This is a genomic window from Kribbella sp. NPDC050241 (assembly GCF_044459685.1).
Lineage (GTDB): Bacteria > Actinomycetota > Actinomycetes > Propionibacteriales > Kribbellaceae > Kribbella.
Genome location: NZ_JBITJE010000001.1, coordinates 21,995 through 42,412, shown reverse-complemented (window position 1 = coordinate 42,412; position 20,418 = coordinate 21,995). Strand labels below are relative to the sequence as shown.

General features: G+C 69.3%; 22 protein-coding genes. 9 read left to right on the top strand and 13 right to left on the bottom strand.

What is annotated here, in order from left to right:
• The first annotated feature begins 239 nt into the window (after positions 1–239).
• Complete coding sequence (locus tag ACIBG5_RS00210) at positions 240–563, top strand: hypothetical protein (protein WP_393383261.1); 324 nt, start codon at positions 240–242, stop codon at positions 561–563.
• A 7-nt stretch (positions 564–570) separates the two neighbouring features.
• Here ACIBG5_RS00210 and folE read toward each other — a convergent pair whose 3' ends face one another.
• On the bottom strand, positions 571–1,182 hold the full coding sequence (gene folE, locus ACIBG5_RS00205; RefSeq protein WP_360447787.1) for a GTP cyclohydrolase I FolE: 612 nt from the start codon (positions 1,180–1,182) through the stop codon (positions 571–573).
• A gap of 84 nt (positions 1,183–1,266) precedes the next feature.
• Here folE and ACIBG5_RS00200 point away from each other — a divergent pair, with 84 nt between their 5' ends.
• Positions 1,267–1,935, top strand: coding sequence for a helix-turn-helix domain-containing protein (locus tag ACIBG5_RS00200; RefSeq protein WP_360447892.1), 669 nt, complete (start codon positions 1,267–1,269; stop codon positions 1,933–1,935).
• Positions 1,922–2,410: a Cys-tRNA(Pro) deacylase gene (gene ybaK / locus ACIBG5_RS00195; RefSeq protein WP_396389234.1), complete on the top strand. Its 489-nt coding sequence runs from the start codon at positions 1,922–1,924 to the stop codon at positions 2,408–2,410. Before ACIBG5_RS00200 ends, ybaK begins: the two co-directional genes overlap by 14 nt.
• Here ybaK and ACIBG5_RS00190 read toward each other — a convergent pair.
• Entirely contained in the window at positions 2,400–4,475 is a 2,076-nt protein-coding gene (locus tag ACIBG5_RS00190) for a phosphocholine-specific phospholipase C (RefSeq protein WP_396389233.1), read from the bottom strand. The genes ybaK and ACIBG5_RS00190 overlap by 11 nt on opposite strands.
• A 53-nt stretch (positions 4,476–4,528) precedes the next feature.
• Complete coding sequence (locus ACIBG5_RS00185; RefSeq protein ID WP_396389232.1) at positions 4,529–5,608, bottom strand: 3-deoxy-7-phosphoheptulonate synthase; 1,080 nt, start codon at positions 5,606–5,608, stop codon at positions 4,529–4,531.
• Positions 5,609–5,861: 253 nt separating this feature from the next.
• Here ACIBG5_RS00185 and ACIBG5_RS00180 point away from each other — a divergent pair, with 253 nt between their 5' ends.
• The 4 genes from ACIBG5_RS00180 (at position 5,862) to ACIBG5_RS00165 (ending at position 7,864) form a co-directional block, all read left to right on the top strand.
• Positions 5,862–6,377, top strand: a complete 516-nt coding sequence (locus ACIBG5_RS00180; protein WP_396389231.1) for a GNAT family N-acetyltransferase — start codon at positions 5,862–5,864, stop codon at positions 6,375–6,377.
• Positions 6,378–6,441: 64 nt separating this feature from the next.
• The gene (locus tag ACIBG5_RS00175; protein ID WP_396389230.1) at positions 6,442–6,801 is read left to right on the top strand and encodes a hypothetical protein; all 360 of its coding nucleotides are present in this window, start codon (positions 6,442–6,444) and stop codon (positions 6,799–6,801) included.
• A 9-nt stretch (positions 6,802–6,810) separates the two neighbouring features.
• Entirely contained in the window at positions 6,811–7,359 is a 549-nt protein-coding gene (locus tag ACIBG5_RS00170) for a histidine phosphatase family protein (protein ID WP_396389229.1), read from the top strand.
• Positions 7,360–7,570: 211 nt separating this feature from the next.
• Positions 7,571–7,864, top strand: coding sequence for a WhiB family transcriptional regulator (locus ACIBG5_RS00165; RefSeq protein WP_131350551.1), 294 nt, complete (start codon positions 7,571–7,573; stop codon positions 7,862–7,864).
• A gap of 59 nt (positions 7,865–7,923) precedes the next feature.
• On the opposite strand, the gene ACIBG5_RS00160 is transcribed toward ACIBG5_RS00165, so the two are convergent.
• The 5 genes from ACIBG5_RS00160 to ACIBG5_RS00140 are packed head-to-tail and all read right to left on the bottom strand — an operon-like array spanning position 7,924 to position 12,141.
• Positions 7,924–8,406, bottom strand: a complete 483-nt coding sequence (locus ACIBG5_RS00160) for a PLD nuclease N-terminal domain-containing protein (protein WP_396389228.1) — start codon at positions 8,404–8,406, stop codon at positions 7,924–7,926.
• A 17-nt stretch (positions 8,407–8,423) separates the two neighbouring features.
• Positions 8,424–9,302 (bottom strand): ABC transporter permease, encoded by an 879-nt coding sequence (locus ACIBG5_RS00155; protein WP_396389227.1) that lies wholly within the window; start codon positions 9,300–9,302, stop codon positions 8,424–8,426.
• The gene (locus ACIBG5_RS00150) at positions 9,289–10,083 is read right to left on the bottom strand and encodes an ABC transporter ATP-binding protein (RefSeq protein WP_396389226.1); all 795 of its coding nucleotides are present in this window, start codon (positions 10,081–10,083) and stop codon (positions 9,289–9,291) included. Before ACIBG5_RS00150 ends, ACIBG5_RS00155 begins: the two co-directional genes overlap by 14 nt.
• Positions 10,084–10,100: 17 nt before the next feature.
• Entirely contained in the window at positions 10,101–11,168 is a 1,068-nt protein-coding gene (locus ACIBG5_RS00145) for an ABC transporter substrate-binding protein (RefSeq protein WP_396389225.1), read from the bottom strand.
• Positions 11,169–11,226: 58 nt separating this feature from the next.
• On the bottom strand, positions 11,227–12,141 hold the full coding sequence (locus ACIBG5_RS00140) for a sulfite exporter TauE/SafE family protein (RefSeq protein WP_396389224.1): 915 nt from the start codon (positions 12,139–12,141) through the stop codon (positions 11,227–11,229).
• 315 nt (positions 12,142–12,456) lie between these two features.
• Between ACIBG5_RS00140 and ACIBG5_RS00135 the strand changes: the two genes are divergently transcribed.
• Entirely contained in the window at positions 12,457–15,090 is a 2,634-nt protein-coding gene (locus tag ACIBG5_RS00135; protein ID WP_396389223.1) for a family 78 glycoside hydrolase catalytic domain, read from the top strand.
• On the opposite strand, the gene trmB is transcribed toward ACIBG5_RS00135, so the two are convergent.
• The 4 genes from trmB to ACIBG5_RS00115 form a co-directional block, all read right to left on the bottom strand.
• On the bottom strand, positions 15,071–15,781 hold the full coding sequence (trmB, locus tag ACIBG5_RS00130) for a tRNA (guanosine(46)-N7)-methyltransferase TrmB (RefSeq protein WP_396389222.1): 711 nt from the start codon (positions 15,779–15,781) through the stop codon (positions 15,071–15,073). The genes ACIBG5_RS00135 and trmB overlap by 20 nt on opposite strands.
• Before the next feature lie 24 nt (positions 15,782–15,805).
• A complete protein-coding gene (locus ACIBG5_RS00125) occupies positions 15,806–16,249 on the bottom strand; it encodes an SRPBCC family protein (protein ID WP_396389221.1) in 444 nt (147 codons plus the stop codon).
• Positions 16,246–16,560 carry an ArsR/SmtB family transcription factor gene (locus tag ACIBG5_RS00120; protein ID WP_396389220.1) on the bottom strand — a complete coding sequence of 105 codons (315 nt, stop codon included), beginning with the start codon at positions 16,558–16,560 and terminating at the stop codon, positions 16,246–16,248. Before ACIBG5_RS00120 ends, ACIBG5_RS00125 begins: the two co-directional genes overlap by 4 nt.
• 73 nt (positions 16,561–16,633) lie before the next feature.
• A complete protein-coding gene (locus ACIBG5_RS00115; protein WP_396390749.1) occupies positions 16,634–19,540 on the bottom strand; it encodes a bifunctional [glutamine synthetase] adenylyltransferase/[glutamine synthetase]-adenylyl-L-tyrosine phosphorylase in 2,907 nt (968 codons plus the stop codon).
• Positions 19,541–19,742: 202 nt separating this feature from the next.
• On the opposite strand from ACIBG5_RS00115, the gene ACIBG5_RS00110 reads away from it, so the two are divergent.
• Positions 19,743–20,252: a hypothetical protein gene (locus tag ACIBG5_RS00110; RefSeq protein ID WP_396389219.1), complete on the top strand. Its 510-nt coding sequence runs from the start codon at positions 19,743–19,745 to the stop codon at positions 20,250–20,252.
• Positions 20,253–20,283: 31 nt separating this feature from the next.
• On the opposite strand, the gene ACIBG5_RS00105 is transcribed toward ACIBG5_RS00110, so the two are convergent.
• A complete protein-coding gene (locus tag ACIBG5_RS00105) occupies positions 20,284–20,415 on the bottom strand; it encodes a hypothetical protein (RefSeq protein ID WP_396389218.1) in 132 nt (43 codons plus the stop codon).
• Positions 20,416–20,418: the final 3 nt, after the last annotated feature.

Sequence of the window (20,418 nt, the reverse complement as noted above, 5' to 3'; positions counted from 1 at the left end):
GCGGGGCGGATCGAGGATCGAGACACGCGGGGAGATCTCTGGCGTGTCGGCCGGTTTGGTTCTAACTTGATTTGAGAAGATCTGTCGCTACAGACCGTACTTCCCCGCTGACAGTCCGTATTGTCCCCGGTTTGTGGCGAGCGCCCCTCCACGCCGACCACCGGGGAAAGGACCATGGCACCCTCAGGCCAATCCAGTTCGGGCTACGGCGGTTCCACGCATTCCGGCGAGGTCCGCCGGTGAAACCGCAGACCTTCGAACTCGTCCGTTACACCGATATCAGCGGAGTCTCCGGCACCGGCATCGTGGCCGAAGGCTGTGTCTTCACCGACGGCTCGGTCGCGCTCCGCTGGCACGGCCCGAACCCGTCCACGGCGATCTGGCCGGACCTCGACTCCATCCTCGCCGTCCACGGCCACTGCGGCGCCACCGTAGTGCGCTGGATCGACGTCTCCGAGATGGAACCGGTCCCCGGCACCGATCTGCTTCCAGGCGAGGTCGCCCACATCCTCGCCACCGGACGGAACACCCACCACCGCCCACCGGCGGTGGCCACGGCCTGACCGCCGGCTACGGCGTCAGACCCGTGAGTGCGAAGAACTCCTGGCGTGAGCTGGGGTTCTCGCGCAGCGTGCCGTGCAGGGACGACGTGACCGTCCGGGAGCCGGTGGCGCGAACACCGCGCAGCGACATGCACTGGTGCTCGGCCTCGATCACCACGCCGACGCCCTTCGGCGCCAGATGGTCCTGGAGCCAGTCGGCGACCTGCTTGGTCAGCCGTTCCTGGACCTGGAAGTCGCGGGCGAACAGCTCGACCACGCGGGCGAGTTTGGACAGCCCGAGAATCCGCTCCCCTGGCAGGTAGCCGACGTGCGCGACGCCGGTGAACGGCAGCAGGTGGTGCTCGCACAGGGACTGGACCGGAATGTCCTTGGCCAGCACGAGTTCGTCGTACCCCTCGTCGTTCGGGAACGTGGTCAGCTCGAACTCGCGTGGGGTGAGCATCTCGGCGTACGCGTCGGCCACTCGCCTGGGGGTGTCGGCGAGGTGAGCGCTGTGCGGGTCCCGGCCGAGCGCGGTCAGCAGATCCGCGACGGCCCGCTGGGCGGCGGGGAGATCGATCTCCGCACGGCCGGGGACGATATGGAGGGGGACGGATTCGAGATCGGCCGAAATCGCCATCTGCACACTCCCTGAGGGGTCAACGGACCTAAGTCACTATACATTTTCATCAACGGATCTTGTCGATAGAATCATCCCGTGGACATGTCCTGGGACGCGAGCGTGCAGGCCGTCGCCGTGCTCGAGGAGCCGACGCGACGCCGGCTGTACGAGTACGTCGTCGCCCAGCCGGCGCCGGTGAGTCGCGAGGAAGCGGCCGCCGCGCTCGGCATCCCGCGGACCACCGCCGCGTTCCACCTGGACCGGCTGACCGAGGAGGGCCTGCTCGCGACCGGCTTCGAGCGCCGGACCGGCCGCACCGGCCCCGGCGCCGGACGGCCTGCGAAGCTCTACCACCGGTCCGACCGGGAGATCGAGATCACCCTCCCCGAGCGCCAGTACGCCGTGGCCGGCCGGCTGCTCGCGGCCGCGGTCGAGGACGCCGAGACGACCGGCAGCTCACCCCGCGACGCGGTCAACCGCAAGGCCGAGGAGTACGGCGAGGCCCTCGGGAGGACCGGATCGGGCCTCTCGCTGACCGAGATCCTGGAGCGGCACGGCTTCGAGCCACGCACCGCCGAGGACGGCATCGCGCTCGGCAACTGCCCCTTCCGCCGCCTCGCCGCCGAACACCCCCGGCTGGTCTGCGGCATGAACCTGCACCTGGTGACCGGCCTCCTCAACACCGTCGACGAGCCCCTCGAGGCTCGCCTCGACCCGCAAGCAGGCCACTGCTGTGTGCGTCTCGTAAGCTCGGCTGGTGGCGAAGAGTAGGCAGAGCCAGGGAACGCCCGCGACGGTTGCGCTGACGAAGGCGAAGGTGGAGTTCAGCACGCACACCTACGACCACGATCCGGCAGCGAAGTCGTTCGGGCTGGAGGCGGCCGAGGCGCTGGGGCTGGCGGCCGAGCAGGTGTTCAAGACGCTGCTGGTCGAGGTCGACGGCAAGCTCACGGTCGGCGTCGTACCGGTCGACAAGCAACTCGACCTGAAGGCGATCGCGGCCGCGGCAGGCGGGAAGAAGGCGGTGATGGCCGACCCGGCCGCCGCCGAACGCACCACCGGGTACGTCGTCGGCGGCATCAGCCCGATCGGCCAGAAACGCGCTCTGCCCACGGTGGTCGACAGCACGGCCACCGAACACGCCAAGGTCTACGTGTCCGGTGGCCGCCGCGGTCTCGACATCGGCCTGTCCCCCGCCGACCTGATCACCGTGACCAGGGCGCGGACGGCAGCGATCAGCCGGTGATGCTGGGCTTGCCGATCTCCAGGTGACCGGTCAGACGACGCCGGTACGACATATCGTCCGGGCTGGTGACCTCGACGTCGTACCAGCCGTGGTCGGTCGGCCAGGACAGGGACCGGTTCTGCTTGCCCCGCAGTTCGATGGTGACGGTCTTGCTGCCGTAACCGCGAGCCTTCAGCTTGACGGTCAGCGACTTGCGCGAGGTGTTGACGAGCTCCAGTTCGAGCTCGTTGCCGTGCCGTTCGGTGCGCACGTCCAGCCCCGCGGCGGGTCCGTCGACGGAACCGGCCAGCTCGGCCCAGAACCGGTTCGGACCCTGGACCGCCAGCTCGAACGGGCCGTCCACCGCGATCGTCTCGACGTGCGAGCGCCGTACGTCGAGATGTGCCGGCAGCGGCAGCTCACCGCCGTACGGGTAGATGGCGAAGTGCGCAGCCTGGTCTCCGTCGTTGCCGAGGGCCAACATCAACTTGCCGTCAGCAACGAACCCGGAGACCGACGGCTGGTAAGGCAGAGCGCGCGCCGGACGACGGCCGTGCTCCTGTTGCGGCACTGCCTGGTCGGCCGGCGGCGTCGGCTTCCAGCGCGCGATCGGCGCCGGCACCGGACCGGGTGCGTCGACCGACGGCTGCCGGTACGCGCGATCGAAGTCGAACGCCGAGGTGAGGTCGCCGCACGCGGTGCGGCGCCAGGTGCTGATGTTCGGTTCCTTCACACCGGTCCAGCGTTCGAGGAACTGGATCACCGACGTGTGGTCGAACACCTGCGAGCTGACGTGTCCGCCGACGGTCCACGGCGACACCACGGTCATCGGCACCCGCGGCCCGAGTCCGATCGGCCGACCGGCGTACCAGTCGTCACCCTCACCCGAAGCGGGCCGCGGCGCGACCGGCGGCGGGACGTGGTCGAAGTAGCCGTCGTTCTCGTCGAAGTTGATCAGCAGCACGGTCTTGGACCACGTCTCCGGGTCCGACGCGATCGCGTCGAGCAGGTCGTAGACCAGGTTCGCGCTGCCCACCGGCGTGGACGAACCGGGGTGCTCGGAGTCGACCGCGGACGGTACCAGCCAGCTCACCTGCGGCAGCTTCCCGGCCTTGATGTCGGCGCGGACCCGCGGGATCAGCGACTCCGGCTCGGACCGGTACATCGCCTTGCGGAACAGCTTCTGGTCCTTGACCGGCAGTTGGTCGACCGCCGCGTCCAGCTGCTTCAGCGCATCGGTCCGCTCGGCCGGCGTCTTCGCGAAGAGCTTGTCGTAGAACTCCTCGGTGGTCCGGTAGCCGCCGGGCACTGACGCCAGGATCCGGTGACCCAACTCCTTGAAGGTCTTGAAGTACTCGACCGCGTTGTCGGTGAAGTTGTCCCACTCCTGGTAGATCTGCCACGACACCCCGGCCCGCTCCAGCCGTTCCGGGTACGCCGTCCAGTCGTAGCCCAGGTGGTTGTAGTCGTACGCCGCGTTCGTGACCGCGCGCTGCGTCGTACCGGGCTCGTAGCCGGTCGTGCCGGACCACAGGTAGTTGCGGTTCGGGTTGGTGGAGCCGTTGACGGAGCAGTGGTAGGCGTCGCAGATCGTGAAGGTCTCGGCGAGCTCGTACTGCAACGGAATGTCGCGGCGCTCGTAGTGGGTCATGGTGGCGGACGTCTTGGCCTGGACCCAGTCGTCGTGCCAGCCGTTGCTCCAGGCCTGGGTCGCGTCGCTGTAGCCGTGGGCCAGCGCACCGAGGTACTGGATGTCGTCGGGCTGCCGGCCGGCCGCGGCCGCCGCCTCGCGGACCGAGAACGGCAGCACCTCGCCACCGCCGGTCTGGGGCTGGTGGAACACGCTCTTGCCGTTGCGCAGCCGCAACGGCTGCCGGTCACCGAACCCGCGGACGCCGCGCAGGGTTCCGTAGTAGTGGTCGAACGAACGGTTCTCCTGCATGAGCACGATCACGTGCTCGATCGCTCGCAAGCCACCTCGCCGCACAGGTTGCGCCATCGCGGTGTGCAGCGAGGGTGGGAGCAGCGACAACGCTGCCCCACCCGCCGCCGAACCGAGCACCAGGCGCCGGGAGATCTCAGTCATGCCCCGGACAGTAAGCAAAGCCTGTGGCCGCCGCGCAGCCGCAAGATGAACAGCTATCCGCGCCGTGCGACCGCCGCGTCACGCAGCTCCTCGAGCACTGTTTCGGTGGTTTCCCAACCCATGCAGGCGTCGGTGATCGACTGCCCGTAGGTCAGCTCTCTCGTGGGGTCGAGTTCTTGGCGGCCCTCGGCCAGGAACGACTCCAGCATCACGCCGACGATCGCCCGGTTGCCCGCGGCGACCTGTGCACCGATCTCGCCGGCCACCACCGGCTGCCGGCGGTGGTCCTTGCGGCTGTTGCCGTGGCTCGCGTCGACGACGACCCGCTCCGCCAGACCCGCCTTTCGCAGCAGTTCCTGGGCTCCCGCGACCGACTCTTCATCGTAGTTGGGTCCGCCGTCGGAGCCGCGCAGGACCAGGTGGCAGTCCGGGTTGCCGCGGGTGTGCAGGATGGCCGGCGCTCCGTCGTGGTCGATCCCGGTGAACACGTGCGGTACGGCGGCCGCCTTGATCGCGTCGACCGCCGTACCGATCGAACCGTCGGGACGGTTCTTCATTCCGATCGGCATCGACAGGCCGGACGACAGCTGACGGTGGACCTGGCTCTCAACGGTCCGGGCGCCGATCGCGCCCCATCCGACGAGATCGGCGATGTACTGCGGCGTGATCGGGTCGAGGAACTCGCAGCCGACCGGAAGGCCGAGCTCGAGCACCTGCAGCAGCAACTGCCGGGCGGTCCGCAGGCCGCGGTTCACGTCACCGGAGCCGTCCAGGCCGGGGTCGTTGATCAGACCCTTCCAGCCGAGCGTAGAGCGCGGCTTCTCGAAGTACACGCGCATCACCACGAGAAGACCGTCGGACAGGCGCTCGGCGACCGGGCGGAGGCGTTCGGCGTACTCGAGGGCCGCCTTCGCGTCGTGCACCGAGCACGGGCCGACGACGACCAGCAGGCGGTCGTCGACGCCGTTCAGTACGTCGGCGACCGCCTGGCGGCCGTCGACAACGGTCCGAGCCAGGGAGTCACTCAGCGGCAGCTCGTCGTGCAGCGCGAGCGGAGTGATCAACGGGACGGTCTTCTCGATCCGTCGATCGACGACGGCCGCCTGACTGGCCTGGTGCGGGATGGTGTTCATGACTGGGGACCTTTCCGCCGGACACCGCGGAAGGTCGCAGGCAGCCGGCTGGGAACGAGAAAAGGCAAGGACGGATGTCCTTGCCTTCGGGCCGGCTCTGGTGTCTTCGGTGGGCGTCAGCGATCGGCTGAGTCGCCCGGCACCAAGGCCGGCCACTCAAAAAATCGCCAATAGCTGCGCGTCACGGGACCGAGAGTACCACCGGCGCGGAAAGTCCGTGGCATCCGCGCCTCGATCATGGTTGTCTCAGGGGGTGAGCATCCGTACCGCGCGCCAGGACGAGCTGGAGCTCCTGCGCGAGCTCGAGGTCGCCGCCGGCGTCCTCTTCCGCGACATCGGCATGACCGACATCGCCGAGCATCCAGCGCCGCCGCTCGAGCTGTTCGAGCAGAGTCGCCAGGCCGGCCGGCTCTGGGTCACGACCGACGCCGACGACCGTCCGACCGGCTTCGTCCTGGTCACGCTGGTCGACGACGCGGCGCACATCGAGCAGGTGAGTGTCCATCCCGACCAGCAGGGTCAGGGCCTCGGCCGCCTGCTGATCGAGCACGTCGACTCGTGGGCGGCTGAGCAGGGTCTGCCCGCACTCACCCTCAGCACCTTCCGCAGCGTGCCCTGGAACGGCCCCTACTACGCCCGCCTCGGCTTCGTGGAGTTGCGGCCGGACGAGTGGACTCCCGGTCTGACCGACCTCCTGGCCGCCGAGACGGCGTTCGGACTCGACCCGGCGCAACGCATCTTCATGCGCCGAGCTGTCACTCCTCAGTAACCGCAGGCGGTCCGGCCTCGTTGAGGGCTGCAAGACGGGTCGACACGATGAGGAGTGCAGCACGGTGGTGAGGCCGCGGACCTTCGAGTTGGTTCGTTACCGGGATCCCAGTGGCGTGTCGGGCACGGGAGTGGTCGCTGAGGGCTGCGAGTTCAGCGACGGGTCGGTGGCGCTGCGCTGGCGCGGTGACAATCCCGCGACAGCTGTCTGGCCGAATCTGCACTCGGTGCTCGCGGTGCACGGCCACCACGGCGCGACCGAGGTGCGCTGGATCGAGCCGCAGCCGGGGCCACGCCCGCATCCCGCCGCCGGCATCGACCACGTCTTCGACGAGCTGCACGACATCCGTCCGCCCGCCTCCGTCGCAGATCCGTCCACGAGCAGCCACGCCCGAGGATGGGCAGGCGCCCGCCATCTCCGGTAGAACATGGCCGTGACACAGATTTATCTGGTCCGGCACGGGGAGCCGGACTACGAGCCGATCGACTCCCGGGGCTGGCCAGGTATGGCAGCAGACTCCGCCCCGCTCACCCCGCTCGGGACGAAACAGGCCCAGGAGCTCGCGGACCTGCTCAGCGGGATCGGAGCGACGTACCTGGTCAGCTCCCCGTTCACCCGCGCGCTGCAGAGCGCCGCGATCATCGGCCACCGGCTGGCCCTCGGCGTCCGGGTCGACTACGACCTCCGCGACTGGCTGCCGGACCACACCGGTGCGTGGCGCGGCATCGCCGACGTACGGGCCGCACAGGCCGAGCTCGAGGCGTACGACGGCGAGTGGCCGGAAGGCATCCAACGGCCCTGGGAGCCGCTGTCCCGGGTCCGTGAGCGGGCCCGTGCGGCACTCACCCGGCATTCCGCGAGCACGGACGGCCCGGTGCTGGCCATCACGCACGCGATGGTCATCCGTGCCCTGACCGGCGAGACCGGCACCCCGCACGGAGCGCACGAGTACTACCGGTTCGACCCGGCCGGCGAGGTCTGACCTGTCGGTCACCGGATAAGTGGCGCAAGTCACACCCGGTGATGACGTGAACACACTCTCCGCGTGATCCGGCCCCGATCACGACACACGACGACACCTGCCGATAACGAATGGACCGAAGTTCGAGACAACAAGGGTTGAACTCGCCATGAGTTGAGCATAGTTTTCACCGAGCGCCCGTCCGCGCTTACGGTGAGTCAAGGAGGTTGCCATGTCGAGAGGGATGCCTCGCCTACCCCGCCCGCTCATGGATCTGTGGGACTGGCAGTCGCAGGCCGCGTGCCGCGACGTCAACCCAGAGCTGTTCTTCTCGCCCGAGTCGGAGCGTGGCGTGCGAAAACGTGCCCGCGAGATGGTGGCCAAGTCCCTCTGCGGGACCTGCCCGGTCCAGCCGGAGTGCCGGCAGCACGCACTCTCGGTCGGAGAGCCGTACGGCGTCTGGGGCGGCACCACGGAGTCGGAGCGCGACAACACCCTCCTGCCCGAGCACCGAAAGTCCGCGTGAGCCGCTGCTCGTCCACTCACCACCACACGAGCCCTGATCGGCGGGGCCTGCGCGCGAGCTCAGGCCTTGCCGTCGTCGGGCTCTGAGGTGGTCTCAGCCTCTGGCGTCGTCTCGGAGCCGGAGTCCTTCGCCTTGGGCTTCGTCTCCGGCTCCTCGGGCTGCTCAGGCTTCGGCTCGGGCTTCTGCACAGCGTCCTGCGGTCGATCGTCCGGACGGTCGTGAGGCTCGTCGTCGTGCGGCGGCTTGACCGTGGTCCGCGGGTCGCGGTAGCGATCCAGCGTCTTGAGGAAGTCCGGATCGTCATCGGGCGCGACCGGGCGTGCGGACGGCCGTGGCGGCCGGCCCGTGACTTCCCGACGACTGCCCTGGGTGCGCGACATGAGCAGCCAGACGATCGGCCCGACGAACGGGACGAACACGATCAGGACGATCCACACCAGCTTCGGCAGATGCGGCACTTCCTCGTCGGGCGTCTGGATGCAGGAGAACAGCGCGTACACGCTGAGCGCCAGGCTGATCAGGAACGGCAGGAATCGGACCACGCCCCCACAGTACGGCGTCAGCGCGCTGTGACGGTCAGACCCCGCGCGCGCAGTACCGAGTTCTCCAGCGGCCGGAACACCAGCAGTTCGATTCCGACGCCGACGACGAAGATCAGCAGGATGCCGGCGAACACCATCGAGATGTCCGACAGCGACATCCCGTTGTGCAGGAACTGGCCGAGTCCCTGACCGAGGTCCGGCGACGTCGCGATCAACTCGGCGGCCATCAGCGACCGCCAGGAGAACGCCCAGCCCTGCTTGAGTCCGCCGAGGAATCCGGGCAGTGCGGCCGGCAGCAGGATGTAGCGGATCCCACTCAGTCGTCCCGCTCCGAGCGCCTTCCCGACCCGCGGCAGGATCGGCGGCACCTGATCCAGACCGGACACCAACCCGTTCGCGATCGAGGGCACGGCGCCCAGCAGCACGACCCAGTAGATCGCGCGGTCGTTCAGCCCGAACCACAAGATCGCGGCCGGCACCCACGCCACCGACGGCAGGCTCTGCAATCCCGACACCAACGGCCCGATCCCTCGCCGTACGACCCTGATGTTGGCGATCGCCAGGCCGAGCGGTACGGCGATCAGCAGCGACAGCGCGAAGCCGATCACCGCGCGATGCACCGACACCCAGAACAGTTCGAGGATCTCCCCCGACGTCACCAACTGCCAGATCTGATCCCACACATCGATCGGAGCCGGCAACTTGAACTCGGGCCACAACGCCGCCGCCCACAACGCCTGCCACACAGCCACCAGCAAGGCGACAGCACCGATGGGTGGGAGCACCCCCGCCGCAATCCGCCGGGCCCGTGAGCCTTCCGACCGCTCGACCGGCGTGTCCAGCGCATCCAGGCCGGCCTCGACCGAGCCTTCTTGCTGAAGATCAAGCTGCGGCATGGCTACTGATCACCCTGCGAAGCTCGGTGTTGATCTCGTCAACTGCCTCAGCCTCGGGCAACTGGTCGACGTCCCACTGCCGCACGACCCGACCAGGCCGCGACGACAGCAGTACGACGCGTTGCCCCAGCCGCACGGCCTCGCGGACGTCGTGCGTGACGAACAGGATCGCCGTACCGGTCGCACGCCAGATCCGCAGCAGCTCTCCCTGCAGCACGTCCCGCGTGATCGCGTCCAAGGCAGAGAAGGGCTCGTCCATCAGCAGCAGCGACGGCTTGCCGGCACCGGAGCCGGTGTTGTCCGTCGTCGATGCCAACGCACGGGCCAGTGCGACCCGCTGCCGCATCCCGCCCGACAGTTCGTGCGGACGCTTGTCACCGAGCCCGGCCAGCCGGACGAGCTCCAGCAGCTCAGCAGCCTTCGCACGCCGCCGTGCCTTCGGTACGCCGGCCATCCGCAACGGCAGCTCGACATTCCCGGCAGCCGTCAGCCACGGCATCAGCGCAGCCTCCTGGAACACCACCGCGGGCCGCGACGAGCTCAGCTCGATCCGTCCACTCGTCGGCTGATCCAGACCGGCGACCAGGTTGAGCAGTGTGGTCTTGCCGCAGCCGGACGCGCCGAGCAGGCAGACGAACTCACCCGCGGCCATCTCCAGATCGACACCCTCGAGCGCCACGACCGCCGACCGGCCGCTCCCGAACGCCTTGCCCACTTGGTGAAACCGCACCGGACTCACGCTGTCCACTACGGCTCGATCGGCCTCGACGATCGCGGTCATGGCTGCCTCCCTGGTGACTACTTCGTGTCCAGACCGGCGGCGTCGACAGCCGGCTTGCCTGCCTTGCTCAGTACATCGTTCAACGGACCGAGGTCCGCGAATCCGGCCACCGCCGGTGCTTGTTTCGCGATGCCCGCGGTGACCTGGTCCTTGGCCAGTTGCGGGAACGTCGACGCGATCGGGTCCGCGGTGATCTGGATGTTCTGGAACGCGCGGTCGATGACGGCCGGCTTCAACGCCTTGCCGGTGGCTTCCTTGAGCTGCTTGTTCACCGCGGTCTCCGCGGCCGCCTTGTCCTTGTCCGCGAAGTCGATCGCCGAGACCAGGCCGGTCAGCAGCGCCTTCACGGTCTCGGGGTGCTCCTGCAGGAACTTGGTCCGCACGATCAGCACAGTGGTCGGGAACTTCCCGTCCGGCCACAGCGACGCCTCGTCAAGCAGCACCTTCGCGCCGGCGTCCAGCACCAGCCGCGACGACCAGGGCTCGGGCAGCCAGGCCGCGTCCACCTCGCCCTGCTTGAACGCGTCCAGCGTCTGCGCGTTCTCCAGGTTGGTGACCTTGACCTTCCCGGTGAGCTTGTTCTCGGCGAGCCACTTCTTCAGCGACACGTCCTGGGTGTTGCCGAGCTGTGGGGTGACGACGGTCTTGCCGACCAGGTCGGCCGGCTTGGTGATCGTCGGCTTCACCACGAGCTGCGCACCGCCGGACGTAGTACCGGCGATCAGCCGGACGGCCTCGCCGTTGGACTTCGCGTAGGCGTTGATCGCGGGACCGGAGCCGATGAACGACGCGTCCAGCGAGCCGCCGAGCAGCGCGCCGACGGCCTCCGGGCCGGCGTTGAACTTGGTCGGCACCAGCTTCGTGCTGCCGAGTTCCTTGGTGAACAGGCCTTGGTCGAGACCAACCAGGGCGGCGGCATGGGTGACGTTCGGGAAGTAGCCGAGCCGCAGCTCGGTGGCTGGGCCCTTGTCGGTCGACGCGACCGGAGCCTCGTCGCGGTCGGCTCGCGAGCAGCCAGTGACGGCGGCCGACAGAGCCAGGACGGCGGCAAGCAGGCGGACAGGACGGATGCGGTGGATACTCACAAGCGGACCTTCGGTGGTGCAGGCGGCCGGACGGCCGCGGGCGGAAGGAAAGAGCAGGTCAGGAGGCGGTCTCGACGAGCTCGCGCTCGTCGTCCAGGACACGTTCGGCCTCGGCCACGGCGCGGCGGCCGGCGAACAGCACGCCGTACGCGACGACCGCGGCCCAGCCGAGGACCAGGACGCCGTACGCGAGATAGCGCGGGCCGGCGGCGACGTCGAGGCCATTCATCAGCGTGCGGGCGTTGGTCAGGATCAGCACCAGGCCGACACCGACACCGAGCCAGCGAGTCGCCAGTCGGGACACCAGCCAGGCGGCCAGCGGTGCCGCGAGGACGCCGCCGATGAGCAGCGCGGCGACGATGCCGTACGGCAGGTTCTTCCCGCCGAGTCCGAACAGGAATCCGATGCTGGCGGCGACCGAGACGAGGAACTCCGCGGCGTTCACCGAGCCGACCGAGCGTCGCGGCGCGAGCTTGCCGCTGCTGAGCAGCGCCGAGTTCGCCACCGGGCCCCAACCGCCACCGCCGGTGGCGTCGATGAAGCCGGCGACCAGACCCAGCGGCCCGAGGAACCGGCCCGCCGGCCTGCCCTCGATCACGGCCCGCACCTTGCCGGTGCCGAACCGGGCCAGGATGTAGACGCCGAGCAGAAGCAGCAGGGCCGCAACCCACACCGATGCCGACTCAGTCGACAAGCTGGACAGGAACGTCGCACCGGCGAACGCGCCGACGGCTCCCGGCACACCGATCAGCGCGACCACGCGCCAGTCGACGTTGCCGAAGCGCCAGTGCGAGATACCGGAGGCGAGTGTGGTGCCCACCTCGGCGAGATGGACTGAAGCGGACGCGACGGCCGGGGTGATCCCGGTGATCAGCAGGGCTGTGCTGGCGGTGACGCCGTAGGCCATGCCGAGGGTGCCGTCGACGAGTTGGGCGACGGAGCCCAGCAACGCGATCAGGATGAGACGACGCACGGAACTGCTCCTACGGGTCGGGAGGAGACGGTGACGGAGGGCGGAGTCCTACGCCGAAGGTCGACAACCCGAAGAGTTCACGCGCAGCAGGTCGACGTGCCGGCGCCGCGTGAGCGCGTCGCCGGGAGCGTTTCGAGTGACCTGCATGAGTCCATGAAAGCGGACAAAGTCGAGTGACATGCTCAGGTTTCGGGATGTGAGACGACAAATCGCTGAGCGGACGGACTCATCGGCCGGTTGTGGTCAGAATGTTGAAAGCCTGGCGGCGGGCTGCCTACGGTCCTCGGGGTGCCGATGAGCCTGAGGAGCCGCCTGATGCCTGATCTGCCGGACGGTTGGACGCCTGGGGGTCCACTGAACGCCGGAACGCTGAAGACCGAGTACGCCGTCCGCCCACTGGGCACCGACGTGTCGCGGCCTCGGTTGAGCTGGATCGCCACCGCCCCCGGGTACGGCGCGACCCAGACGGCGTACCGGATCCTGGTCGCGAGCACGCCGGAGCTGCTGACGCCGGAAAGTGCGGATGTCTGGGACTCCGGCACGGTGAGCTCGGCGCGGACCTTCGGCATCGAGTACGACGGCCCGCCGCTGACCGCACGCACGCGCTACCACTGGACCGTCCAGCTGTGGGACGGACTGGACCGCCAAGGCGAGTGGGCTACACCGGAATGGTTCGAGACCGGGCTGCTGGACGAGGGCTTCGGACCCGCCCGGTGGATCGGCGGCCAGGTGGAGAGCGCTCCACTCCTGCGCAAGGCCTTCGCCGTCGACGGCACCGTGCGACGCGCGCGCCTGTACGCGAGCGGTCTCGGGTACGCCGACCTGCGACTCAACGGGCAGGCGGTGAGCGACGCGGTCCTCGACCCCGGCTTCACCGACTACGACCACACCGTGCTCTACGTGACCCACGACGTCACCGAACTCCTCCGCGCCGGCGACAACGTGGTCGGTGCCGAGCTCGGCCGTGGCTTCTTCGGACTCACGTCACCGAACGCCTGGCGCTGGCACGAGGCCCCATGGACCGCCGAGCCGAGGCTGATCGCGCGCCTCGTCGTCGAGTACGACGACGGCCACACGACCGAGGTGGTCTCGGACGAGTCCTGGCGCATCACCGGCGGCCCGACCCTCTCGGACTCCCTCTACACCGGCGAGACGTACGACGCCCGCCGCGCGCTCCCCGGCTGGGACGCGACCGGCTTCGACGACTCCGCCTGGTCCGCAGCCTCGGTGGTCGACGCGCCGAAGGGACAGCTGCAGGGACAGGCGCACGAGCCGATCCGGGTGGTCGAGACCGTCGCGCCCGTCGAGCTCACCGAGGTTCGGCCCGGGGTCTGGATCGCGGACTTCGGCCAGACCACAGCCGGCTGGACCAAGCTCACCGTCACCGCGCCGGCCGGGACAGTCGTTGGCCTGACGCACGGTGAGACGCTTGCTGACGGCAACGTGGTCGCGGTGAACCGGCACGTCGAGGGCGACCGGATCCAGCGCGACGAGTACATCACCGCCGGCAACGGTGTCGAGGAGTGGGAAGCACGCTTCTCCTACAAGGGCTTCCGCTACGTCGAGATCGACGGGCTGACCGAGCGTCCCGACGTACTGATGCGCGTCGCGCACTCCGACGTCGGCACGGTGACCAGGTTCACGTCGGCACAGGCGCCGTACGAGCAGTTCGACCAGGCGATGCGGCGGACGATCCTGAACAACCTGCATGGCATCCCGACCGACACGCCGTTCATGGAGAAGAACGGGTGGACCGGGGACGCGCAGGTCGGCGGTCCGACGATGCTGGCGACGCTGGACATGGCTCGCTTCTTCACCAAGTGGCTGGGCGACATCCGCGACAGCCAGGCCGAGTCCGGGCAGCTGCCGGTGATCGTCCCGTCCAGCGGCTGGGGCTTCACCGACCTCTCCCCCGCAACCGAGTGGCCGACTGTCTACCCGTTCCTGCTGCGCGAGATGCACCGCTCGTACGGCGACGAGCGGCTGCTCCGCGAGCACTGGGACTCGCTGACTCGCTACCTGGCTTGGGAGCTCGACCGGGTCGATGACGGGCTGTCCGTCAGCGTGCTCGGTGACTGGCTGCCACCCGGCTACGGCCGCGGTCCGGCGCCCGAGGACCGCCGGCTCACGGGTACGGCGTACCTCTATCGCGCCGTTCTCGCGGCCGCTGAGGTCGGTGATCTGATCGGCAAGCCGAACGACTACCGGAAGGCGGCGGCCGAGCTGGCCGACGGGCTGAACCGGGCGTTCCTTGATCGCGAGGCCGGGCACTACCGGTCGGCCGACGACCCGGACTACCGGCAGACGTCGAACGCGGTGCCGCTGGCCTTCGGGATCGTGCCGGACGAGCTTGTCCCCCGGGTCGCCGCGAACCTTGCGGCAGACGTGGAGGCGCGTGGCTTCCATCTCAACACCGGCTGCCTCGGCGTCGGCGAACTGCTGCCGGTGCTGACCGCCCACGGGTACGGCGAGGCCGCGACGAAGGTCGCGTTGCAGCGCTCGTATCCGAGCTGGGGGTACTGGTTCGACCTCGGCGCGGACACGATGTGGGAGAAGTGGGAGGAGGACTCGCGGTCGCGGAACCACTACTTCCAGGGCACCGTCGTGCAGTGGATCTACGAGAACGTCGCTGGACTCCGCAACGTCGACGCGGGCTGGGAGCGGATCGTGGTCCGGCCGGACGCACGCGACGAGACGAGTTCGGCCGGCATCCACACCGACACGATCCGGGGGCGGGTCTCCGTGGTGTGGCGGCAGGTCAGCCGGGTGCTGTCCCTCGAGGTGCAGGTGCCGGTCGGTACGACGGCCGAAGTCCACGTACCGTCGGCGGCGTCGTCGGAGGTCACCGTCGTGCCGGGTCAGTTCGCGAGCGAACCGTCGTACCAGGACGGCTACACCGTCTACACGGTGCCGGCCGGACACTGGAGCTTCACAAGCCGGTCGGCGTGACCTTCGTGTAGAGGAGATCGCGCACCGCCCGGCCCTCGGCCTGGGCGCGGGACTCGAACTTGGTGACCGGACGCCACTCCGGGCGCGGGGCCCAGCCGTCGTACGCGTTACGCAGCTGCGGCTCGGCCTCGCACACCTCGAGCATCCGGTCCGCGTAGTCCGCCCAGTCGGTTGCCAGATGCAACGTTCCGCCGGGCTGCAGCCGGGACGCCACCAGCGCGACGAACGGCGGCGTCACCAGCCGGCGCTTGTGGTGCCGCTTCTTCGGCCACGGGTCCGGGAAGTAGATCCGTACGCCGGACAAGGCGCCCAGCGCCACGTGGTCGCGGAGAAAGTCGAGCGCGTCGCCGTCCAGCAGCCGGACGTTGTCAAGGTCGTACTTCTCCACCCACAGCATCAACTGCCCGAGACCGGGCGGGTACACCTCCGCGGCCAGGTGGTTGACCTCCGGCGCGGCGACCGCGAGCTGGGCGGTCGCGTCGCCCATCCCGGATCCGATCTCGAGAACGGTCGGCGCCTCCCGGCCGAACCACTCGTCGAGATCGACATCACCCGGCGGCAGCTCCTCCAGCTTCCGGCCCAGCCCGGACCAGCGCGTCTCCCAGACCCGCTTCTGCCCGACTGTCATCCGGACAGTGCGCCGGACGTGGCTGAACACGCCCGCCTGTCTGACCTGATCCGTCCTTTCCACCACGCCGAGTCTAGGAAACCCGCCTCAGAACTCGATCGCGAGGGTGCGGGAGGTCTCCAGGTAGGTCTTGAGGTTGGCCAGGATCGGGGCCCATCCGGTGCGCCAGCCCTCGACCGTCTCGGCGGCGATCTCGTCGTGCACGACCTGCAGCTTGACCACAGTCGACCCGGCCGGCTCGATCGTGAACGTCACGCGGCCCGGCACCTCGTCGCGCCGGGACTCCAGGAACTCGTTCTTGAAGGTGTAGGCGAGCGTCTTCGGCTCGTCGTACACCAGCACCTCGCCGGAATCGGTCAGGCTGTCGTCGGCACTGTCGTAGAACCGCACCGGCGAGCCGACGGTCCAGTCCGACTCGATCCGCCGGCCGAACCAGTACAGCTGGGTGAACGCTCCCGAAGTGAGCGCCTCCCACAGCTTCTCCGGGGTCGTCTCGATGTAGGTGACGTGAATCATCGCGGGCTTGCTCATCTGTCCTCCTCGAGCGCCGCTTTCAATGCGCTGAGGGCGCGCAGTTTGTCGCGCTCGTAGTTGCTCAGCCATCGTTCGGCGATCTCGTTGATCGGTACCGGATTGAGGTAGTGGAACTTGTGCCGGCCGCGCTTGACGGTGACGACCAGGTTCGCGTCCTCGAGCAGGCGCAGATGCTTGGTCACGCCCTGCCGGGTCAGCTCTGGCAGCAGCTCGCACAGCTCCAGCAGAGTCTGCCCGTTCCGCTCCCGCAACGCGTCCAGCAACCGGCGGCGTCCCTCGTCCGCCAACGCCTTGAACACCAGCTCCACCCCTCGACAATAGGCAACTAAAAGGTTGCCTGTCAACGACGAGTGATCCAGGGCGGGCAGGACTGCCTGCTGCTCAGTCGTCCCAGAACAGGCGCGCGACGGTGTTGTGGGCGCGGCGGGTGATGCGGAGGTAGTCGTCGGAGAAGCGGCTGGACTCGCCGGGCGGGTAGCCGCAGATCTGGGCGACCGAGGAGAGGTCACGGGGATCGCGGGGCAAGGAATCGCCAGGCCGGCCGCGGACCAGCATGATCGCGTTCCGGATCCGGGTCGCCAGCTCCCACGCGTCGCGCAGGGTGGCCGCCTCGGCCGCTTCCACCAGGCCTGCGTCCACCGCGACGCGCAGTGCGCCGAGGGTGCGCGTCGTACGAAGCTCAGGCAGGCGATGCGCCTCGCGAAGCTGCAGCAGCTGCACAGTCCACTCGATGTCGGCCAGGCCGCCGCGGCCGAGCTTGGTGTGTGTGCTCGGGTCGGCACCACGCGGAAGGCGTTCCGCGTCCACGCGAGCCTTGATCCGGCGGATCTCCATCACGTCGCGTTCGCTGACCCCGTCGGCCGGGTAGCGCAGTGGGTCGATCAGCTCGCGGAACGACGCGCACAGCTCGGGATCACCGCACAACGGGTCGGCTCGCAGCAGCGCCTGCGCCTCCCACACCGCCGACCAGCGCGCGTAGTACGAGGCGTACGACGCCAGTGTCCGGACCAACGGCCCTTGGCGGCCCTCGGGACGCAGGTCGGCGTCGATCGCGACGGCGGGATCCGCGCCCGGCAGGGCGAGCAGCCGGCGCAGCTCGGTCGCGGCCTGGGTCGCGAAGTCGGTCGCCGCCCGCTCGTCCGCACCCGGTAGCGGATCGTGGACGAACATGACGTCGGCGTCGCTGCCGTACCCGAGCTCATGGCCCCCGAAGCGACCCATCGCCACGATCGACATCCGCGTCGGCTCAGGTTCGCCCTTTGCCACCGCGCGCTTGGCCACCTCGAGCGCAGCGGTCAGTGTGCCCACCGAGATCGCGGTCAGGCCTTCCCCGACAGCCTCGACCTCGAGCAGACCGGACAGGTCGGCCGCGGCGGTCCGGAAGAGCTCGCGGCGCCGGACCGCACGAATCGCGGCCACCGCCGCCTCGGGTTGCTCCTGGCGGCCGGCAGCTGCGGACATCTCGACCAGCAGTGCCTCTTGAGAGCGCGGGACCAGTTCGCGCTCGTCGGCGAGCATGGCGGTCGCCTCCGGAGCACGCTGCAGCAGGTCCACGGCGTACCGGCCGCTGGCCAGCAGGTGCGCAAGGCGCTCGGCCGAGGCTCCCTCGTCGCGGAGCTGACGCAGGTACCACGGGGTCGACCCGAGGTGGTCCGAGATCGTCCGGAACGCGAGCAAGCCGGCGTCCGGGTCGGGCGATTCCGCGAACCAGCCGAGCATGGCCGGCAGCAGCGCCTTCTGGATCGACGAACGCCGCGACACTCCCTCGGACAGCGCCTCGATGTGCCGCAGCGCCGAAGCGGGATCGGCGTACCCGAGGGCGGTCAGGCGTTGCTTGGCGGCCTCCGGGGTCAGGCGGACCTCGCCGCCGGGGATGCGGGCGACGGCCGCGAGCAGCGGGCGGTAGAACAGCTTCTCGTGCAGCCGCCGGACCTCGAGCGCGTGCTTCTTCCACGCCGCGGTCAGGTCGGTCACCGGGTTCTTGGTGAAGCCGAGCGAACGGCCGAGGCGGCGGAGGTCGGCCTCGTCGTCGGGGACCTGGTGGGTACGGCGCAATCGGTACAGCTGGATGCGGTGCTCCATCGAGCGGAGGAAGCGGTAGGCGTCCGCGAGCACGGCGCCGTCGGTGCGACCGACGTACCCGTTGGCAGTCAACGACTCGAGCGCGACCAGCGTCGTGCCGCTGCGGACCGCTTCGTCGCTGCGGCCGTGCACGAGTTGCAGGAGCTGTACGGCGAACTCGACGTCGCGCAGACCGCCGGGACCGAGCTTCAGTTGGCGGTCGACGTCGGCCGCCGGGATGTGGTCGATGACGCGCCGGCGCATGGCCTGGACGTCGTCGACGAAGCCTTCACGGTCGGCCGCGGACCAGACCAGCTCGGCGGTCTTCTCGGCGTACTGCTCGCCGAGCTTGGCGTCGCCGGCGACCGGGCGCGCCTTGAGCAGGGCCTGGAACTCCCAGGTCTTCGCCCAGCGTTGGTAGTACGCGAGGTGGCTGTCGAGGGTCCGGACCAGCGGGCCGGACTTGCCTTCGGGGCGGAGGGCGGCGTCGACCGGCCAGAGGGTGCCCTCGCCGGTGTGCTCCGAGCAGATTCGCATCGCGGCGGCGGCCAGGTGGGTCGCGGTCTTGAGGGCCGGGACCTCGGGGTCTCCGTCGTGCGGTTCGGCGACGAACAGGACGTCGACGTCGCTGACGTAGTTGAGTTCGCGGCCACCACACTTGCCCATGGCAATGATCGCGAGGCGGCAGTCGGCGGCGCCGGGGTGGGCGGCGAAGTACGCGTTGCGGGCGATGTGGAGCGCGGTCTCCAGGGCTCCCCCGGCGAGGTCGGCCAGCACGGCGGCGACCTCGTCGACCAGCAGGCCTTCGGCGAGGTCGCGTGCGGCGAGGCGGAGCAGGAGGCGGCGGTACTCGATCCGCAGCGCGTCGACCGGGTTGGGTGCGTCGACGGCCGTGGCGAGTCGGGCGCGGACGTCGTCAGGTGTCGGGCGTACGGCGGCCAGCGCGGGGTCGGCCAGGTCGTACCAGTGCCGTGGGTGCACCTCGAGGTGCCGCCCGAAGGCCTCACTCGCGCCGAGCACGAAGACGAGCCGACGGCGGAAGTCGTCGTCCATCTCCAGCGTGCGTGCGAACGCGGCGACGTCGTACCCGTACCGATGCAGCGCCTCCGCGATCCCGCAGAGTCCCTGCAGTGCGAGGTCCGGATCCGCCGACTCCGACAGCGTGTTGATCAATTGCGTGGTGGCGAGCGGGCTGTGCGAGGCCAACGCGTCCAGTTGCTCCAGCATCACCCCGGCCCGCTGCGGATCCCCGAAGCCCAGCCGAACCAGCCGGCCTTCCCAGGAACCCCTCCGAGCCTCAGCCACCCCAGCAGGCTACCCGTGCCCCTGGGAGGGCGAACTGGGCACCTCGGATGGATACCAAGTGTGTTGCAGTGGATACACGGTGTCGTGTAGCGGATTCGGGCTGTAGTCGGCATGATGGCTGTTCATGGTCATGATGACGGGGTCGCTCGCCGTGCGGGGCACTGTGGTCTGGTTGACGCCTCAGCAGGGTGGGCGGGTGTCCGGGCCGCCCGAGCCGGACTACGACTACGACTACACAGCCACCGCGTACCTGCCGCCGCGCAGCGCGGAGGACGGGCAGGCGGGGATCGCACTCCGGCGGTTCGCACCGGGCGCCTGGCGGACGCCGGCGGAGGGGATCCTCGTCCCGTCCAAGGGCAACCGCGCCCAGCAGGTGATCCCGGGATGCATCGTGGTGATCACCGAAGGGATCCGCCCGGTCGGTCTACTCACGGTGGAAGAGGTCCATGTACTCGCACCGGACGGCACCCAGGTGATCTCGTCCACCGAGCCTGCACCGCTCCCGGACCTCACCATGACCGCGCCGGCCTCCCCGACCGATCCGCCGTACCGGCACTCCACCGCCGCGGCCCGCTGGACGACCACCTCGGAGCACGCCTCCGATCAGGCACCGCTCCACGCCGCCGAGCTCTGAATACACTCTGTCGCAATCCGCATACCCAGTGTTACCGCCGGTTCTTCTTCGTCCACGGCACCGACGGCCTGCCGAAGTACTCCACCGTCATCGGCGCCGTGACCGACGGGCTGCCGGTGCTGGACCGGATCGCGGCCTCGCCCCAGCAGCCCGTGCGGATCATCGA

Coding starts and splice junctions, on each gene's coding strand:
- folE (WP_360447787.1), bottom strand. CDS start 1,182: ATGGCGATTTCGGCCGATCTCGAATCCGTCCCCCTCCATATCGTCCCC.
- ACIBG5_RS00200 (WP_360447892.1), top strand. CDS start 1,267: ATGTCCTGGGACGCGAGCGTGCAGGCCGTCGCCGTGCTCGAGGAGCCG.
- ACIBG5_RS00190 (WP_396389233.1), bottom strand. CDS start 4,475: ATGACTGAGATCTCCCGGCGCCTGGTGCTCGGTTCGGCGGCGGGTGGG.
- ACIBG5_RS00185 (WP_396389232.1), bottom strand. CDS start 5,608: ATGAACACCATCCCGCACCAGGCCAGTCAGGCGGCCGTCGTCGATCGA.
- ACIBG5_RS00165 (WP_131350551.1), top strand. CDS start 7,571: ATGTCGAGAGGGATGCCTCGCCTACCCCGCCCGCTCATGGATCTGTGG.
- ACIBG5_RS00155 (WP_396389227.1), bottom strand. CDS start 9,302: ATGCCGCAGCTTGATCTTCAGCAAGAAGGCTCGGTCGAGGCCGGCCTG.
- ACIBG5_RS00150 (WP_396389226.1), bottom strand. CDS start 10,083: ATGACCGCGATCGTCGAGGCCGATCGAGCCGTAGTGGACAGCGTGAGT.
- ACIBG5_RS00135 (WP_396389223.1), top strand. CDS start 12,457: ATGCCTGATCTGCCGGACGGTTGGACGCCTGGGGGTCCACTGAACGCC.
- ACIBG5_RS00125 (WP_396389221.1), bottom strand. CDS start 16,249: ATGAGCAAGCCCGCGATGATTCACGTCACCTACATCGAGACGACCCCG.
- ACIBG5_RS00115 (WP_396390749.1), bottom strand. CDS start 19,540: ATGCTGGAGCAACTGGACGCGTTGGCCTCGCACAGCCCGCTCGCCACC.
- ACIBG5_RS00110 (WP_396389219.1), top strand. CDS start 19,743: ATGGTCATGATGACGGGGTCGCTCGCCGTGCGGGGCACTGTGGTCTGG.
- ACIBG5_RS00105 (WP_396389218.1), bottom strand. CDS start 20,415: ATGATCCGCACGGGCTGCTGGGGCGAGGCCGCGATCCGGTCCAGCACC.